The organism is Methanocella arvoryzae MRE50 (genome assembly GCF_000063445.1).
Lineage (GTDB): Archaea > Halobacteriota > Methanocellia > Methanocellales > Methanocellaceae > Methanocella_A > Methanocella_A arvoryzae.
The window spans coordinates 3,025,097-3,042,136 of sequence record NC_009464.1; the positions used below are offsets into that span (position 1 = coordinate 3,025,097).

At 54.8% G+C, this 17,040-nt stretch carries 21 protein-coding genes; 9 read left to right on the forward strand and 12 right to left on the reverse strand.

Features of this window, described 5'->3' with window-relative positions; translation table 11 throughout:
* Positions 1-21 precede the first annotated feature (21 nt).
* From RCI_RS14805 to RCI_RS14815, 3 genes are all read right to left on the reverse strand, one after another.
* Positions 22-498 (reverse strand): hypothetical protein, encoded by a 477-nt coding sequence (locus tag RCI_RS14805; RefSeq protein WP_148266654.1) that lies wholly within the window; start codon positions 496-498, stop codon positions 22-24.
* A 102-nt stretch (positions 499-600) separates the two neighbouring features.
* On the reverse strand, positions 601-2,211 hold the full coding sequence (thsA, locus tag RCI_RS14810; protein WP_012037257.1) for a thermosome subunit alpha: 1,611 nt from the start codon (positions 2,209-2,211) through the stop codon (positions 601-603).
* Positions 2,212-2,372: 161 nt separating this feature from the next.
* Positions 2,373-2,924: a hypothetical protein gene (locus RCI_RS14815; protein WP_048198750.1), complete on the reverse strand. Its 552-nt coding sequence runs from the start codon at positions 2,922-2,924 to the stop codon at positions 2,373-2,375.
* A 213-nt stretch (positions 2,925-3,137) separates the two neighbouring features.
* On the opposite strand from RCI_RS14815, the gene RCI_RS14820 reads away from it, so the two are divergent.
* The 4 genes from RCI_RS14820 (at position 3,138) to cobT (ending at position 7,014) form a co-directional block, all read left to right on the forward strand.
* Complete coding sequence (locus RCI_RS14820; protein WP_012037259.1) at positions 3,138-4,367, forward strand: aconitase X; 1,230 nt, start codon at positions 3,138-3,140, stop codon at positions 4,365-4,367.
* 2 nt (positions 4,368-4,369) lie between these two features.
* Positions 4,370-4,768, forward strand: coding sequence for a DUF126 domain-containing protein (locus RCI_RS14825; protein WP_012037260.1), 399 nt, complete (start codon positions 4,370-4,372; stop codon positions 4,766-4,768).
* Positions 4,765-5,823: a site-2 protease family protein gene (locus tag RCI_RS14830; protein ID WP_012037261.1), complete on the forward strand. Its 1,059-nt coding sequence runs from the start codon at positions 4,765-4,767 to the stop codon at positions 5,821-5,823. Before RCI_RS14825 ends, RCI_RS14830 begins: the two co-directional genes overlap by 4 nt.
* Positions 5,824-5,949: 126 nt before the next feature.
* Positions 5,950-7,014, forward strand: coding sequence for a nicotinate mononucleotide-dependent phosphoribosyltransferase CobT (gene cobT / locus RCI_RS14835; RefSeq protein ID WP_012037262.1), 1,065 nt, complete (start codon positions 5,950-5,952; stop codon positions 7,012-7,014).
* 66 nt (positions 7,015-7,080) lie between these two features.
* Here the strand turns inward: cobT and RCI_RS14840 are convergent, their stop codons facing one another.
* The 3 genes from RCI_RS14840 to RCI_RS14850 all read right to left on the reverse strand — a co-directional run bounded on the left by RCI_RS14840 (position 7,081) and on the right by RCI_RS14850 (position 8,641).
* On the reverse strand, positions 7,081-7,677 hold the full coding sequence (locus RCI_RS14840) for a ZPR1 zinc finger domain-containing protein (RefSeq protein ID WP_012037263.1): 597 nt from the start codon (positions 7,675-7,677) through the stop codon (positions 7,081-7,083).
* Positions 7,678-7,693: 16 nt separating this feature from the next.
* Positions 7,694-8,068: a cell division protein SepF gene (locus RCI_RS14845; protein WP_012037264.1), complete on the reverse strand. Its 375-nt coding sequence runs from the start codon at positions 8,066-8,068 to the stop codon at positions 7,694-7,696.
* A gap of 84 nt (positions 8,069-8,152) precedes the next feature.
* Positions 8,153-8,641: an RNA-binding protein gene (locus RCI_RS14850; protein ID WP_012037265.1), complete on the reverse strand. Its 489-nt coding sequence runs from the start codon at positions 8,639-8,641 to the stop codon at positions 8,153-8,155.
* Positions 8,642-8,860: 219 nt separating this feature from the next.
* On the opposite strand from RCI_RS14850, the gene RCI_RS14855 reads away from it, so the two are divergent.
* From RCI_RS14855 to RCI_RS14865, 4 genes are all read left to right on the forward strand, one after another.
* Positions 8,861-9,079 (forward strand): LSm family protein, encoded by a 219-nt coding sequence (locus RCI_RS14855; RefSeq protein ID WP_012037266.1) that lies wholly within the window; start codon positions 8,861-8,863, stop codon positions 9,077-9,079.
* A gap of 48 nt (positions 9,080-9,127) precedes the next feature.
* On the forward strand, positions 9,128-9,307 hold the full coding sequence (locus tag RCI_RS16460) for a 50S ribosomal protein L37e (RefSeq protein WP_081477364.1): 180 nt from the start codon (positions 9,128-9,130) through the stop codon (positions 9,305-9,307).
* A gap of 82 nt (positions 9,308-9,389) precedes the next feature.
* A complete protein-coding gene (gene purF / locus RCI_RS14860) occupies positions 9,390-10,805 on the forward strand; it encodes an amidophosphoribosyltransferase (RefSeq protein WP_012037267.1) in 1,416 nt (471 codons plus the stop codon).
* A gap of 128 nt (positions 10,806-10,933) precedes the next feature.
* Positions 10,934-11,524: a hypothetical protein gene (locus RCI_RS14865; RefSeq protein WP_048198752.1), complete on the forward strand. Its 591-nt coding sequence runs from the start codon at positions 10,934-10,936 to the stop codon at positions 11,522-11,524.
* A 571-nt stretch (positions 11,525-12,095) separates the two neighbouring features.
* On the opposite strand, the gene RCI_RS14870 is transcribed toward RCI_RS14865, so the two are convergent.
* From RCI_RS14870 to RCI_RS14880, 3 genes are all read right to left on the reverse strand, one after another.
* The gene (locus tag RCI_RS14870) at positions 12,096-12,290 is read right to left on the reverse strand and encodes a hypothetical protein (RefSeq protein ID WP_048198754.1); all 195 of its coding nucleotides are present in this window, start codon (positions 12,288-12,290) and stop codon (positions 12,096-12,098) included.
* A gap of 291 nt (positions 12,291-12,581) precedes the next feature.
* Positions 12,582-13,256, reverse strand: coding sequence for a cytochrome c biogenesis CcdA family protein (locus RCI_RS14875; protein ID WP_012037269.1), 675 nt, complete (start codon positions 13,254-13,256; stop codon positions 12,582-12,584).
* Positions 13,257-13,781, reverse strand: a complete 525-nt coding sequence (locus tag RCI_RS14880; RefSeq protein WP_012037270.1) for a thioredoxin family protein — start codon at positions 13,779-13,781, stop codon at positions 13,257-13,259. It lies immediately after the preceding gene.
* A gap of 382 nt (positions 13,782-14,163) precedes the next feature.
* Between RCI_RS14880 and RCI_RS14885 the strand changes: the two genes are divergently transcribed.
* On the forward strand, positions 14,164-14,625 hold the full coding sequence (locus RCI_RS14885; protein WP_048198756.1) for a flavodoxin domain-containing protein: 462 nt from the start codon (positions 14,164-14,166) through the stop codon (positions 14,623-14,625).
* A gap of 49 nt (positions 14,626-14,674) precedes the next feature.
* Here RCI_RS14885 and serS read toward each other — a convergent pair whose 3' ends face one another.
* The 3 genes from serS to RCI_RS17415 all read right to left on the reverse strand — a co-directional run bounded on the left by serS (position 14,675) and on the right by RCI_RS17415 (position 16,956).
* Positions 14,675-15,952, reverse strand: a complete 1,278-nt coding sequence (serS, locus tag RCI_RS14890; protein WP_012037272.1) for a serine--tRNA ligase — start codon at positions 15,950-15,952, stop codon at positions 14,675-14,677.
* Between the two features lie 75 nt (positions 15,953-16,027).
* Positions 16,028-16,633, reverse strand: coding sequence for a DUF362 domain-containing protein (locus RCI_RS14895; protein WP_048198759.1), 606 nt, complete (start codon positions 16,631-16,633; stop codon positions 16,028-16,030).
* A complete protein-coding gene (locus RCI_RS17415) occupies positions 16,633-16,956 on the reverse strand; it encodes a DUF362 domain-containing protein (RefSeq protein ID WP_012037274.1) in 324 nt (107 codons plus the stop codon). The genes RCI_RS14895 and RCI_RS17415 overlap by 1 nt, the downstream gene beginning before the upstream one ends.
* Positions 16,957-17,040 lie beyond the last annotated feature (84 nt).

A 17,040-nucleotide genomic window follows, 5' to 3' on the forward strand; every position in this document is an offset into this window, starting at 1 on the left:
TTCGGGGACGGAAGGCCGGCTTTAATAGTCGCCGTAGATCTTCCACCCGCTCTCTGTTTTTACCACGGGGAACTGGACTGTGCCTGTTCTGCTATTGCCTTTGTATGACAGTTCCGTATCCACGAGCACTACCTGCACGGCTGAAAAGTTGCCCTCGAAAGTGCCCGGCTTCAGCGGGAATGTTTCGGTTACATTGAACTCGTAGATATCAATGTAGCTCCCATTAACCCCGTATGTGGCGGTCCTGTCGCGAACCCACTCTTCCTGGGAGACGTTCTGCTCGTAGTACGCTAACTGGTATGCGTCGGCGTATCTGCCGCTGTCGATGGCGCTCCAGAAATTCACGACAACCGTTTCGGGCTTCAGGATGGCCACGTTCGGCGTGGGCTGAGGTGTCGGTGTAGGCTCTACTGGCGTGGTACCTATGCACCCGCCGGTGACTACAGTTAAGATCAGGATCGATAAAACTAAGCACATTATCTTTTGTATCGTAAACATAAGGCATTAGTATATAATCGCTCACGACTTAATATTTTTTTGGTTGCTATAAAAACGAAAAATGGTTGCAGGGGCTGTGCCCCTGACGAAAGATGTTTACTCTTACCTTCTGCCCGGGGCCGGATTCTTCGTCTGGGCAGCAGCGAGGATGTCGTCGATCCTGAGGATCATGATGGCGGCTTCGGTGGCGCTCTGGATAGCCTGAGTCTTGAGCTTCATCGGCTCTACGACGCCTTCCTTCAGCATATCCATCGGCTTGCCCTTGTAGACGTTCAGGCCGAAGTTCTTGCCATCTTTTGCACCGTGCTTGCTCTTCAGGGCGATCATCATGTCTATCGGGCTCAGGCCTGCGTTGGTGGCCAGCGCCTTCGGGATGACTTCCATCGCGCTGGCAAAAGCATCGATGGCCAGCTGTTCTTTGCCCTTGACTGTCATGGCATACTGCTTCAGGCGAAGGCTTATCTCTGCCTCGACTGCCGCTCCGCCGGGCACGATCTTTCCATCCTTGATAGAGTTCTGCACTGCGTGCAGCGCATCGTCGATGCCTCTCTCGTACTCGTCCAGGATGTGCTCCGAGACTCCCCTCAGGATGACGGAGGTGACCTTCTTGTCCTTGCACTTGCTGACCAGGACCATCTCGTCGTCGCCGACGGTGATCTCTTCGATGAGCCCTGCGGTGCCGATGTCTGCGGGGGTGATCCCGTCGAGGTTAGTGACCAGGCTGCCGCCGGTCGCCTTGGCTACACGCCTGACGTCCGAGGTCTTGAGCCTGCGGAGGCCGATGATGCCGTACTTGGCCATGTAGTGCTGGGCGAGGTCGTCGATAGCCTTGGTGGTAAAGACTGCCTTGACGCCGAGCTTCGCAATCTTGTCGACCTGTTCCTTGATCTGGCGGTCCTCCATGTCGGCGAACTGCTTGAACTGGCCGGGCACCTTGATCTTGAACTCTGCGTCGAACTGGGTGTCTTTGGCCTCTATGCCGATGTCCATGGCGAGCACCTTGACGTTCTCCAGCCGGGACGGCATCTGGAAGTTGACCTTGCCCTTGTCGATGAGGACGCCTTCGATGATCTTAGAGTCGGTCACGTCGCCGCCCTTCTTCTTCTCGAAGACCAGGTTCTCCCTCTCCACGTAGTACTTGCCAGCGGCATCTTTCTGCATGGTGACTGCCACTGACTTGACCACGAGGTCGCTCAGGAAGTCCTTTGCATTCTCAGTGTCTTTGCCCGTCATGGCTGTGCCGGCGATCTTCTTCAGCATGGCCGTGTCCTTCTCAGTGACCTCTACTCCCATGTCCTTGACGATCTCCAGCGCCTTTTCGGCGGCCATCAGGTAGCCCTTGATGATGGATGACTGGTGTACGCTCTTCTCGGTGAGGACGCCTGCCTGCCTGAGCAACTCTCCGGCCAGCACTACTGCGGTAGTCGTACCGTCTCCCACTTCTGCGTCCTGGGTCTTCGCCACTTCCACGATCATCTTGGCCGCGGGGTGCTCGATGTCCATCTTTCTCAGGATCGTCGCGCCGTCGTTGGACACTGAGATGTCGCCGGTACTGTCGACCAGCATCTTGTCCATGCCCCTCGGCCCGAGCGTCGAGATAACCGCGCCGGCAACGGCCATGGCTGCCATGATGTTGTAAGTCTGGGCTTCGAAGCCACGGGTGACCTGGCTGCCCTCACGCATGACATAGGATTGTCCTGTTTGTTGTGCCATGAGAAAATCTCCTCCAATAATGAATAGAATTGTAGGTTTTATGTGATTGTGGTTCTATATATAATTTGCTATAAGATGGGCTGATGTGGAGTGCCTTACTTGCGGCATGGACTCACATCCGATAACAAGACAATCGAATCCTTAAGGTTGCTCTGGCACTTTCACTCCATCATGCTAAAGATGAAGGCGTAGCTTTTCTCTTCGGCACCCCTGTCCCAGGCACTAACGCTGCCGGCAGATTTTACTATGACCGAGCGGTCTTCCAGCACTTTTCTCATCTCCCGGCTGGCATCATCTCCCAGCAGGCCGCTGACTGCATAAACTCCGACTCTGGCTCCGGGCTTCGTCTGAACCTGCTTTAGATATGCAGAGATCGGCCCCGTAGGACCGCCAAAGTATGTGGGCCCGATAACGATGACCACTTCATACCCGGTCGCATTTTCTATGTCGCCGCTTCTTATGCCGGAAAGGTTTACGTCATAACCCCTTGTTCTCAGGTCCTCGCCCATCCAGTAGGCAGTCCTCAAGCCCATTCCCATGATGCCGGGATCGTACACTATCAGGGCTTTACTGGTGGCATTATCGGCGGACAGCTGTTCCGTATCCGTTGCCAGGTAGCCCGGGAGGTCGAAGATTGTGGCAATGGCAACGATCAGCGTAAAAATTATTATTAGAGTTACGATCGTCTTTGCGCCTTTGAGAATGTCGGCCATATCCAATTTTTACAATACCTGTTGGTTTCGTAAATACCTTTAGCTGCGATGACTGTATCTGTATTTTTGTTCTTCGTTATGCGACACACAGCCTGTCTTAGGCAGGATCGAGAGCCGATCTTCCGGAACATCAGAAAGTTTATTTATGCATGGGCACGATTTACGCGACGAGCATACGATTATTTTTAGGATTTTTCAGCGGAAGAGATGATCATGTACCTGACCAGAGAAGAAGAAAATATTTATAACGGTGAGCAAGGCCCTACGCTGCAGAAGATGATGGAAATTCTAGTAGCGCTGGGAGACATCTACGACGCTAAGAAGCTCATACAAGTCAAGAGCGCGCAGATCGCGGGTGTGTCGTACAAGACGATCGGTGACGCCGGGCTGGAGTGGATACAGGACCTTGAAGGCAAGGTCAGGATACCCGCTGTCCTCAACCCCATGGGCATGGATCGGGAAGCTTTTGTCGAGATGGGCATAGACCCTCATTTCGCCAAAAAGCAGGAGGAGATCATCCGGGCGTACGAGAAGCTGGGCATCAGGCCGGAGTGCACCTGTACGCCTTACTACCTTAACAGGCCCCGGTTCGGGGATCACCTCGCGTGGTCGGAATCTTCGGCCGTCTGTTTCGCTAACTCGGTCCTCGGCGCCAGGACCAACCGGGAAGGCGGCCCGTCGGCGCTGGCTGCCGCGCTTATCGGGAAGACCCCTTACTATGGCCTGCACATTACGGAAAACCGTTATCCTACCGTGACCGTCAAGGTCGATGAGCCCATCCATGGCGCTGAATACGGCGCGCTGGGCTACCTGGCAGGCAGGCAAATCGGGGACGGCATACCCATCTTCAAGCTGAAGTCCACACCCACGGAAGACGAGCTGAAGCACCTCGGAGCAGCGCTGGCTGCTTCAGGGGCAGTCGCACTGTTCCACGTGCTCCACGTCAGCCCGGAGCAATATGTGCTGCCCCCCGATAAAATGGACCGGGAGCCACAGAGGCTCGAGAGCGAGGATGACTGGCAGGTGCCCGAAAGGTTCTTCCTGCCCCGGGAGCGGATTGAGGTGGATATCGCCGAGATCCGGGAGACTGCCCGGCAGAAGGCGAGCCCTGACATCATTGCCCTCGGCTGCCCCCACGCCTCCAGAGAGGAGCTGGAGGAAATCCTGAGCCTGCTGCACGGCCGCAAGGTCAAAAAAGAGGTATGGGTCTGCACCGGCCGGTCGCTCGGGGAGAAGAACCCCGAACTCATCCAGCAGCTTCGGAGCAGCGGTATCAAGGTCTTGTACGATACCTGTATGGTGGTCTCTCCTGCCGCAAACCAGTTCAAGTGCATGATGGTCAACTCCGGCAAAGCCCTGAAGTACACGCCCGCCATGTGCGGAGTCGATGCGGTTATGGGCACGACTGAGGAATGCATCGAAGTCGCCTGCAGGGGTGACTGAGCATGCAGATCAAGGGCCACAGAATTTGCGGCGGCCGGGCGACCGGGCCTGCGCTGGTATCTAAAGATGCCATCTCCTTCCTGGGGGGCGTCGACCCCGGGACCGGCACTGTCATCGAGAAAGGCCACGCCCTGTACGGGAAGAACGTAAAAGGCACCGTCCTCATCTTCCCCGGGGGCAAGGGCTCGACAGTGGGCTCTTACGTCATCTACCAGCTCATGAAGAACGGCGTCGCCCCGGCAGCGATGATCAACATCAAGGCCGAGCCCATCGTCGCAGTCGGAGCCATCATCTCCGGGATTCCTATGGTGGATCGCCTGGAGCAGAACCCGGTAGAGACGATCAAAGACGGTGATACTGTCACAGTAGACGGCACCGCGGGAATCATCGAGCTGTCATGATAGAAAAAGACGATCTGGCTGTAGTAAGCCAGGTCTTCCAGGTCTACGAGACCCATGAGAACGAGCCTTACGTACACCTCTACGGAGAGCCCTTAGTCGACTCAAACGTCTTCTATGGCAAGGTATACGATCACTTCAGGGCTAAAGGCAAGTCCGTCTGGGTAGAACATCGCCTTGGCGAGTACGTGCTCACCATCGCCCCGGCGAAAAAGGAATCCGCGTGGATTAACGTAGCGCTGGCCGTCGCCACGTTCCTGACCACTATGCTGACCGGGTCTATGATGTACGGCGTCAACCCGATCACAGACCCTCTTGACGTTTATAAGGGCCTGCCGTTTGCCATAGCGATCATGGTAGCCCTTGGCTCGCACGAATTAGGCCACTACATCGTGTCGAGGAAATATGGTATCGACGCTACCCTTCCATACTTCATACCTTTCCCGTTCTCGCCCATCGGCACTATGGGGGCCATCATCAGGCAAAAAGGGCCCGTGCCGAACAGAAAGGCGCTGTTCGACGTAGGCATCGCCGGGCCTCTGGTCGGGCTGGCCGTGTCGGTCGTCATCATCGTCATAGGCTTAATGCTCCCCGCCCCTGAAATCGACACCACCAGCGGCACGTACATGCAGATCAACACTCCTCTGCTGTTCGACTTTCTGGCGTGGGTGGTCCACCCCGGGGAGACCCTGACCTCTGTTAACCCTATCGCTTTCGCAGGCTGGGTGGGGCTGCTGGTCACCGTGCTTAACATGATCCCTGTGGGGCAGCTGGACGGCGGCCACGTCTCCCGGGCAGTGTTCGGAGAGCGGGCGAACCTGATCTCACGTGTCATGCCGATCATCATCATGGCCTTCGGCCTGTACGGCACATTCATCCTGCAACAGCCCGGAGAAATCTGGATACTCTGGGGCTTCCTCAGCGCCCTCATGAGCGCGGGCTCCCATCCGAAGCCGACTGACGATACGCAGACTATCGGCGTGCCCCGGTACATACTGGCTGCAGCGGCTTTCGTGCTCGCGCTCCTCTGCTTTACGCCGTTCCCGATCACGATGTGATGGCCGCTATACGGCCAGAGTTTCCGGGCATTTTACCGTTATCCTGCAATAATTCAAGCAAACTTGACTTATGACAATATTTATTTACCTTGAAGCGCTTACTTGTAGGGCACCGAGGAGATATACATGGTTGTTGACGGGATATCATACTATAATGGTGCTGAGAAGTTCGCTGAGAAGATCAAGGGCCGGGGCTCGTTCGTGCTGCTGATGGGCAACACTGACACAGCCTTTATCCCCGGCATTACTGCCGCCGGTATCAGCCCTGAGCTGACGCCGTATACTCCGCCTCTGGACGCTGAACTGGTGGAAACGGGCAGGATTTTGACGCTCGGGGACATACCCCTGACGCCTGAAGCCATTCCCACGCCGGGCCTGATCACCAGGGCGGTAGTTACCTTATCCGATTTCCGGAGGTACTACGTCGATACGGGCATGTCCATTTCACCGATTGTGCCTCACTACCGGGTCGGCAGTGTCCCGGGTAAAGATATCCGCACGGGTCATGCGCTGAGTAACGTTAAGGAGATCATCGAAACTGCCAAGAAAGTCGGAGCCCAGATCGCCTCTGAGTCCGAATATCTGGTGATCGGCGAGTCGATTGCGGCAGGAACCACTACTGCGCTGGGCGTACTGCTGGCAATGGGCCATACGATGGACGGCTTTACCAGCAGCAGCCTGCAGGTCAATCCACAATCACTGAAGAGCTCCGTGGTCCTGGAAGGCCTGAAGAAGGCAGGCATCACCCAGCCGGTCGACCCGATCAGGGCGATCGAGAGCGTCGGAGATCCCATGATGGCCGGTGCCATCGGGCTGATTCTGGGCGCTAAGAATGTGCCCATCATCCTCGCCGGCGGCACTCAGATGGCCGCAGTGGCCGTACTCCTGTCCAGGATCGTGGACCTGAAAGGCTTTAACATCGCCCTCGCCACTACCGGCTGGGTGGCTAAGGACAGCAGCGCAAACCTGTTCGGCATCCTGAAACAGGGCAATGTGGATATTCCCGTCATGACTGCCGACCTTTCCTTCGCCCGGTCTAAGTTCGAAGGGCTGCTGGCGTACGAGAAAGGCCACGTAAAAGAAGGCGTAGGCGCCGGCGGCATCTCGGTGGCAGCGATGCTCAAGGGCGTCACGAAAGAACAGATCGAGGATACGGTAGAGTTCATCTACTCTAAGATGGTCGGACAGTAAAACGGAAAAAGGCATACCGCGAGGCATATGAGTTTGATGTGCCTCGGCGGACTATTTTTATGATGCTTATTTTTGTATCACGAACATGCCCGTATGAAGGGATTCCGCGTACTCGGGCGTCAGCGGCTCGACTTTGACTTCATCGCCGATGATGGCGCTGTTGCCCAGCGGGTCCTCTATTATCAGGGTGAACTCGCTGTTGCCGCTCTTAGCCTCGCCGATCGTCTTCAGAAGCTGGTCCGCTTTCTCGACTTCCTCTGGCAACTCCGCCCATTTCCGGGCCATGTTGACGACCGTTTCGATCCTGTCCAGCACGCCTTCGACGTTGGATATGTAAGCCTCTGATGCCGGCCCGGGCTCGATGTCGATGCCCCATTCCGGGATGCGCACGGTGCCGGACGTCGACCGGATGACTCTGTTGCACATGTGGTCTTCAGAGCATACCTTTATCGTATGGCGTAGCGGGTCGCGCTGGGTCAGGATAAGTGTTTCCGCGTACTTAAAGCCGCAGGTGCAGACGCTGCTTACCGACAGTACGTCGCCAAAATAAGGGATATTATCCTGGTGCGAGCGCATCTCCAGGTCGCTGCGGCAGACAGGACAGCAGACTTTGGCCGTGGCAGCGGCTATTTCGTCGAAGTTGTCTTCTCTAATCTCACTCATCGTGTACCTGATAGATTTACTTGACAGTAAACTTTGTCCTGTCGACCTTGATCGACATCGGAGTGACTACGATGTGGTTCTCGTCAATCCCGGCAATGTCGCCCCTGACATCGGCTGCTACCTGCTTGAGGTCTTTCAGTGCCCTGTCCCTGGTGAGGCTGTCGCCCTTGATCGGGAATATGTTGACAATGACGATGTTGCCATTGTAAATCTCCCTCTTCAGTTCGGGGATCTGCGAGAGGCTGGAAAGCTCGGCGACCCTGACGTACGTTTCTGCGGGGCCGGATCCGACTTCTTTCTCGACGCTGCTGAAATCGATCTCCGTGTACTCTTCGTTTTCCTCTGTCGCCCTCGAGCCCAGCACTTTACCTAAAAAGCCTTTGCCTACCATGTTTATCCATCCCTGTTATTTACCTGTTTTCTGATATTATTATTAGCACCTTAAATAATAGCTTATCGGTCATTACTTAATTATTTACAGTTCCAGGTTCCAGATGCGGTCACCCACGTAATGGATGGATTTGATCGCTTTGCCCCTGTTACCCATCATCTGATCTGCGTTAACCAGCGCTCTGCCGATTGCCAGCGCCTTTTTATGGACCTCGTCTGCAATGATGACGAGATCGCCCTTGCGTATGCTCAAGTCAGCATCCAGGATGCCCGGGCTCATGATATCAGCCCCTTTAGCCACGAACTTGACAGCACCCATATCTACGATGACTCGTTTTCTCGTCGGCTTGAGCCTGAGGGCTCCCCGGACTGTCGGGAAGGCATCGCCATCGACCGAAAAGAGCAGCGGCTCACCGTTGATCATGATAAAGTCCTGCTCCTCGTCCGTCTCAGCGATTTCCCAGGTCTTGCCCGCGAAAACTGCGTCTACTCCCTCTCCGAAGGTCACCCGAAGGTTGTCAAGGATTTTTTTAATGGCATCCTCTCTTAAATGATGTCTGGCCTTGATCCTCAAAGACTTCTCCCCATTGTTGCTTTTGAGAATTGATCAGTCGTCTATATGCATTCCGGTATAAATATGTTGTAGTGGTGATCGGCTGGAGGCTGTGGGGAATCTGTGCTTAATCTGGACGATAGAGGCATCCAGCTGACATAGCTTGGCGATAAGTATAAATATGCCACGCGAGATTTAATCAACATCATTCATTTGCTTTGTATTTAACGGAGGTATTTTATGAGTCAGAGACCCCTTGATGTCCTGAACGAGGCTCTCAATTCTCCTGTGATCGTACGGCTGAAAGGAGGCCGTGAGTTCAGAGGCGAGCTCCAGGGCTACGATATGCATATGAACTTAGTTCTCGATAACGCAGAGGAACTTAAGGAGAACGAAGCGTCCAGGAAGCTCGGCACGATCATCGTGAGGGGCGATACGGTCGTATACGTCTCACCGTAACATTGATAAACTAGAATACAGTATTATGGCCGAAAAAGGTGAATTATAATGTCTAAGGGTACTCCATCACAGGGAAAGCGCTCCAAGCGGGTGCACTCAATCTGCAGACGCTGCGGCAAGGTCTCCTTCAACTTCAGCAAGAGTGTTTGCGCTTCTTGCGGATTTGGCAGGTCCGCCAAGCTCAACAAGTGGAGCTGGCACAGCCATCTGACAAGAAAGACCTGGTAATCTTTCTCGACTGCAAACTATTTGAACAATCTAAGTTCAGTACGATTAAAAACGCAAGGTGCAGGTTCAAGGTGCATTGGCTGTGAAGGATAAGTGTGGCGTCGTAGGAGTCTGGTTCGACAAAGAGAAGAACAGGGATTCCGCCGCCATATACATCTACTACGCCTTACAAGCACTGCAGCACCGGGGACAGGAATCGTCAGGCATTGCCGTGTACAACGGCAACGCTGTCCTCAATGACAAAGGCATGGGCCTGGTCACAGACTATTTTAACCGGGATCGCTTACAGAGGCTCGCCGGCTATTCAGGCATCGGCCACGTACGCTACTCGACGACCGGCAGCTCGCGGGTGGAAAACTGCCAGCCTTTCATCGTCTCTTACAAGAACGGCACGATCGCGCTGGCCCACAATGGCAATCTGGTTAACTACAGGGAGCTCAAGAAAGAGCTGGAAGCAGACGGCCGTGTCTTCATTTCAGACTCGGACACCGAAGTCATCTCCCACCTGCTTGTCAAGAACCTGATGCGCAACGATCTCGTTGAGGCGGTCCGGGAAACCATGCGCAAGCTTGTCGGGTCGTATTCTCTCGTCATCCTGGCAGGCGACAAGATCATAGGTGTCAGAGACCCGCTGGGCTTCAAGCCCCTTTGCATCGGCAGGCTCGACAGCGGGTACATCATCGCATCCGAGAGCGCCGCCATCGACACGCTCAGCGGCGAGCTGCTGAGGGATGTGGCGCCCGGCGAAATGGTCGTCCTCAGCGACAAGATCGAGAGCCACAAGCTGTTCAAGTGCAAAAACCACGCCCACTGCATGTTTGAGTTCGTCTACTTCGCGAGGCCGGACTCGATCATCGACGGCAAGCTCGTCTACCGGGTGCGGCACCGCATCGGTGAAGAGCTCGCCAGAGAATGCCCCACGAAGGCTGACGTAGTATCGCCAGTACCCGACTCGGGGATCACCTCAGCTATCGGCTACTCCAATACCTCCGGCGTCCACTACACCGAAGGCCTGATAAAGAACAGGTATGTGGGCAGGACCTTCATCATGCCCAATCAGGACCTGCGTGAGACTGCCGTCAGGCTGAAGCTCAACACCGTCCGGGAAAACGTCGCCGGCAAGGACGTCATCCTCATCGACGACAGCATCGTCAGAGGCACCACTTCCCGGCGGATCATCGATCTCATCAGGCGGGCCGGAGCCAAGTCTGTCCACGCCCGGATCGGCAGCCCGCCGATCATCTCACCCTGCTACCTGGGCATCGACATGGCCACCCGGGAAGAGCTCATCGCCGCCCACAAGTCCATCAAGGGCGTGGAATTCATGATCGGGGCTGACTCGCTCTACTACATCTCGCTAGATGGGCTGGTAAAGGCGATAGGCATCGACAAAGAGGACCTCTGCACAGGCTGCCTCACCGGCATCTATCCGCTGGAAATCCCGGGGGAGCGATGCGAGTCGAAGCAGACGAAGCTGAATAACTTCGCGTGCGACTAAAAGCAGAGGCGCTTAACTTCTTCTAAACATAGCGGCTGTCACAACATCTTTAAGTTGTAGCGCACATATTATGCTTGCATTACGACCGGACACTTTCCGATCGACAGGTACATACGGGAGGCTTTCACATGCCCAGGGCAACTAAAAAGAGCGAAGAAAATACTGAAGAGCAGCAGACTAACCTCATCTATGATCACATCGCCGAGTATATCGTGCAGAAGTTCATTAAGGAAGACGTGAACGCTTTTACCGAGTCCACACTGATGCACGAGCTGCTTGCCTACAAGCTCAAGGAGATCGGAAAGCCTCTGATGATGGATGTCATTGCCAGCGTCGCCTCCGAGCTCAAGGCTAAAAAGCAGCTGGACCTCAAGAAGAAGGTCGGCGGCATCACTCAGGTAAAAAAGATCTCCTTCCGCAGCGACGACCAGTACAACGCATTCGTCTCCCTGTTCTTCGAAGCCATAGAAGAGCGGCCGGAAGAGATCGATTTCATCAAGAAGGAGCAGGACTTCGAAAACTTCATGCTCTACTGCATCAACGACTTCCGGGAACTCTGGGACCAGTTCGTGGCTAAAATCGTAGAGGACCGGCTGGCCATCGAGAGGCAGAAAGGCCTTCACGCGTACAGGAGCAGCAAGACTGAAGTACTGCAGGAAGTCCCGACTTATGCAGACTTTATTGCTGAGAGAATTGATAAGGTAAAAGTTCAGGCATAAGCCTTCTTTTTTCTTTCGGCATCTATAGCCACGGCCGAAGGCCCTTAACTCAATCAGAAATACTCTGGCCGCCATCAGGCGGCTCCGGTTCGGGGGAGGGCAATCTCGTTCCGGATGCGGATTGCCCTGCCTTGCCTCAACGTTGACCGGATTTAGAGTCCATAGCCCGGACTTTGCTTTATACCATCTCCCTGGTTGATCCGTTTTAGACGCCGGTGTGCCTGCGTTTGCTTATTACGTGTCTCCCCACGGTGGCTTTTAGAGTCCTGCACTGACTTTGCTGATTTTTCGGTGATCTCCCTCACCGCGGCGTTTTGGCTCGGCCGGGGAGCGCGGAGTTTATACCTTATCCGCAGAAGGGACGGAGTTTAAGGTCTGCCGTGTCGACCGGACTTTAGACCAGTGCCGTGGTGCCAGGTTTTAGCTCGCAGGCCGGAGCCATGCCAAATTCGGATGCTGGGCATGGTACATTTGCTTTTAGGCATCTCCCTGCCCGGACATATGTCCGTATAGGAGTGTTATAGTTACCGCTTTATATGGTTATTGTTACAAATTTGAAAAAAGATGTGGCTTAGATATTGCTCTTTTTAAAGTCTGCAATACCCCGCTCCAGCCCGCTCATCTCATCGTCCGATATCTCAATCGTGTACTTTAGAATCTTCAGCTCTTCGGACAACTGCTTCATTCTCACGTACATCAGAAAGATCACGCTGACGCTGATAAACCAGCCGAAACTAATGAAGAGGATTACGCTTTCATATGCCATCTCTTATACCCCAGATTGACTCACATCTCTTTTTTATTATCCCACATTCTGCTAAAGCTTCTATTAGCTGAAGCTTTTTAATTATCTGGTCGTTATAGCCTAATCTTTAATTAATTTGGAATGGTATTTATTCTTTTTGTTACGGGTTTATAATTATCCAATCGTATCACAGGGGCTTGATGGACATACATTACCTTGCGGGTGAGGTGTAAAATTTAAAATTATGTGTCCGGCGTACTGTCTGTCTCATGCACGCCGGTCGTCATTCAACTCTGCCGCCCTCAGGCGACCTCAGAAGCCAAGGCCAAGGCTGAAGCCGAACACGTTCGCTATATAGTAGAGGCCGACTGCTACGAGTATCACGCCTGCGACACGGCGCACGAGCCTCGTGTGGTGCGATACGGACCTGATCTTATCCCCGATGAAGTTCGAGGAATACGCTACTACTAGCATGGGGATGGCCAGCCCGAGAGAGTACGCCATCAGCAGGAAAGCTCCGTACGCAATGGTGCCTTCCTGGGCTACGATGAGGAGGATCGAGGCCAGGATCGGGCCGATACACGGTATCCAGACGATGCCCAGGCTGACACCGAGGAGCATGCCGCCCAACAGGCCGCCTTCCTCCGCACTTGGCAGCTGGGTTCTCGACAGCGGCAGGCGCTGCCAAAGGCTAAGAAGGGCATGCTCTACTGTCATAGATAGCAGGTAGAGCCCCATGATCACGATCATGGCTCCCGAGACAATCTTGATATAATCCATGTAGGTGAACAGAATAGATCCAATCATCGCCGAAGCTACGCCCATCGCCGTAAACGATATGGCCAGCCCAAAAACTATGGCCAGCGGCGTGAGCTTGCTCTTCTCCGTGGAGTACGCCATGACTCCGGGGAGCAGAGGCAAGACACACGGCGACATAATGCTCGCCACGCCGGCCAGCACTGCGGTACCAAATAATACAGTTTCCACTTATTGCCCTCTCATGCGCACCGCCGCATCGAGAGCCGTCTTCAACGTGTCGCTCTGCGTCAGCCCGAGGAACTTTGAGCCCGCAATACTACTCGAAGTGCTGCCGTCCTTGCCGACGTAGGTATATCCTCCGTCAGCCTTCTGCGCGATGACGTTGATCTGGGGCACGCCGGAGACCTGGAAATACTTCGCCAGATCCCTGCTCTCAGCGACGTCTGCGAAGAAGAACGTCACTTTGCCCTGATAATCAGCAGCCAGCGCGTCGGAGATCGGCCTCTGCTCTTTACAGTAGGTGCACGTCTTCGATTCGAACTCAATGAACACAGGGCCTGACGCCAGCGCGTTATCGATGTCTGCCATGGTGACCGGGCCGGATTTTACGGCTATGCCGGAAGTCCCGGGGGTTGTTGTTTCCATGGCCTGAGGGGCAGGTGCCGCTTGCTGTGCAAAGGCAATGCCACCCAGAAGCATCGTGAAAACGACGGCTGATACGATCAGTACTGTTGTTCTACGATTTGCTGTCATCAGACCGATGTAGCCTTATAATTTATAATCTTTTTGTAATCAATCCAGTGAATATATTTTAGATTGACCTCATCAAAAGTGAACTGGATAAAACGGCATACTATACCCATAACTGGTCGGAGCAGGCATGCAGGACGCTTCCTGCCGGCACGTTCTATTCAGGCCGGGTAACGATCGGACAGTGAGGATATTCCACCAGGGCAGCTATCACTGGCCGTATTACGCAAAGACCTCGCTACTCTGGCTATAAACACCTTACTACATGCCATTACTGTCTATTTTACAATTTGAGGCCTGTATTAAACGTATTTTCACAGAAAGTTGATAAATAGAAGTAATAAAAATAAGTCCGAGTGATTTTAATCTGGAGTTGGGTCGCAGGATGAAACGTATCCTGATCGTTTATGACACGAAAGGCGGGTCCACATGGGAGATCATCGGCTGGATCCGGGATGGGGCGATATCCCAGGGCGCTTCCGTAGACATCAAAAGCGTCAGGGAAGTTGACAACCTGGATTACGATCTGATAGTTACTGGCTCGCCGATCTACGGTGAACAGCCTATGGGTAGCATCATCAACTTTCTCACCCGGGACGACCTGACGAACAAGAACATCGCCCTCTTCGTCGTGTGCTTCGCCGGCGTCTTCGGCCTCAGAAACTTCATGGTCAGGCGATACCTCGACGAAATGCGGAGCATATGCAAAGGCCACGTCGTCTCCATGACATCGTTCGACGCAGCCACCGGGCCCTGGCGCAAGCTCAACCGGGAGATCTGCTACGACTACGGCCGGGAGATCGCGGGTGCACCAGTTCGAAGGCCCAAAGTGGTCGGAACAGCTTAAGGCTAATAAAAAAATAGTGTGGCGGTTATCGCCGCCTTATAACTTCTGCTTACAGGTACTCCAGCCCGTTCATGTAGGGCCTGAGTACCTCTGGTATGAGGACTGATCCGTCTTTCTGCTGGTTGTTCTCCAGTATCGCTCTCATAGCCCTTGACGTCGCGATGGCCGTGGAGTTGAGGGTGTGGACGTACCGCTTGCTCTCGAAGTCCTTCGGATCCCTTACCTTGATGTTCAGCCTCGTCGCCTGGTACGCGGTGCAGTTGGAGCAGGAGACGACTTCCTTGTACGTGTTCTCCCTCGGCATCCAGACCTCTATGTCGTACTTCTTGGCCGCTACGGTGCCGATGTCGCCGGTGCAGATGTTGACTACGTGGTAGGGCAGGCCCAGCTGCTGGAAGACTGCCTCAGCGTTGGCGAGGATCTCTTCGTGAATCTTCCACGAGTCTTCCGGCTTGCAGAAGACGAACTGCTCGATCTTGTGGAACTGGTGGACCCTGAACAGGCCTTTGGTGTCGAGGCCGTGGGCGCCGATCTCCCTGCGGAAGCAGGGCGATATGCCGGCTAGCCTCAATGGCAGGTCCTTCTCCTCAAATATCTCTCCCTGGTACATTGCTCCGATGGGGTGCTCGCTTGTGGCGATCAGGTACATGTCGTCGCCCTCGATCTTGTACATGACCTTCTCGAAGTCGGCTAAATCTGTGACCCCTTCGTAGGACTTGCGGTTCATCATGTACGGCGGGGTGACCGGGGTGAAGCCTCTCTTGACCAGCAGGTCCATCGCGAACCGCTGCAGAGCCATGTCCAGCAGCACCATGTTGCCCTTGAGGAAATAGAAGCCCGCTCCGGCTACCTTGGCTGCCCGCTCAAAGTCGGCCCAGCCGTGCTCGACTGCCAGCAGCCCGTGGTTCTTGATCTCGAAGTCCTTCTGCACGGGCTCGCCCCAGCGCTTGACCTCCACGTTTTCCGTGTCATCTTTGCCGACGGGGACCGAGTCGTCCAGAATATTCGGCAGGCGCATCAGGTAGTAGTGCACCTTGTTCCGGCTCTCTTCCATCTCGGTTTCCGCTTCCTTGATCTGCCTGGGAATGTCCCTGGCTTCGGCCATCAGGGCGGAGGTATCCTTGCCAGCCTTCCGGGCCTCGTTGATCTCCCTTGATATTTCGTTGCGGCGCCTGCGCAGTTCGTCTACTTTGACCTGCATTGCCCGGGCCTGGGAATCCTTCGCGAGGAGGTCGTCCACCCACGCGAGCTTCTCGAGATCGTTACGCTTGCGGAGATCTGCCCTGACCACGTCGGGGCTCTCTCTCACGAACCTGATGTCCAGCATTATACCTTCCTTCCATCTGACTAGCGGCGAGGCCGCTTAATAATAAAACACTGTCAAGGCATATGGCTTTTACGTCTAATGTTGCTCCGGGCGGCCCAGAAGCCTGCCAATGACCTTCCTCAGCACCGGCACTTTGACCGAAACGGCGCTCTCAGGGCAGAGCTCCTGGCAGCAGTAGCACCTGATACACTTTTTATAGTCGATTTCCGGCAGGCGCCTCGGGGAAAAGAACATCGCCTTCGGCGGGCAGTCCCGTACGCATACTCCGCATTTCCTGCACCTCTGCACCTCTATAACTGGCCTGGTCGCCACCATCCCGCTGGCCAGGTTCAGCAGCGGTGCCGGCACTCTCGACAGGTCCATTGTCGCCGCCAGCTTGAAGTCTTTTACCATTACTGAATCAAGGCCTTCACCGTGTACCTTGATCTCGGACAGGCTCTTCGGCCCCAGGTTCCTGTCAGCGGCCCGCTTCACCGTCGGCACGGCCAGCGGATCCATGCCCACGATGTGCGTGGCCACGAAATCCAGCGCAGTACAGCTCTTGCTCGCCAGCACCAGGCCTATCCGCCGCGGGTTGCCAGCGGAAGGCCCTCGGCCTTCCATACCCACTATTGCATCCATGATCACCAGATCAGGCCTGCGCATCTCGTGCAAGTCCAGCAGCAGCTCGGCAAACAGCATCACATCCCGGCCTGCATGCCGGTAGTCTTCATCAGCGCCCTAATCGAGCCGGGCGTATTCCTGCCTCCGGGGGAGTCTCCGAGCACCGGAATGCCGCCGAGTTCCTGCACCATCCGAACTACGGCTTTTACTATCGCCGGATGCGTGGTCGTGGCCTCTTCCGGCATTTTCGATGACAGGAGGTTGAGCTTGAGGAGCACTCTGTCGCCCTTCTTGACCACGCTCTCCAGGCCGCCGAGCGGCCTGAGGCTCTCTTCGATGGCGGCTCTGACCTTTACCTCATCGTACTCCTCGCATTTGATCACCGAGACTTCGCAGGCCATATTACTCTGAAGAAATAAGAGTCAGGCTTCATTAAAGCATTTATCTGCGAAACATTTTTCACGCTTTGCGGGCTACTCGTACAT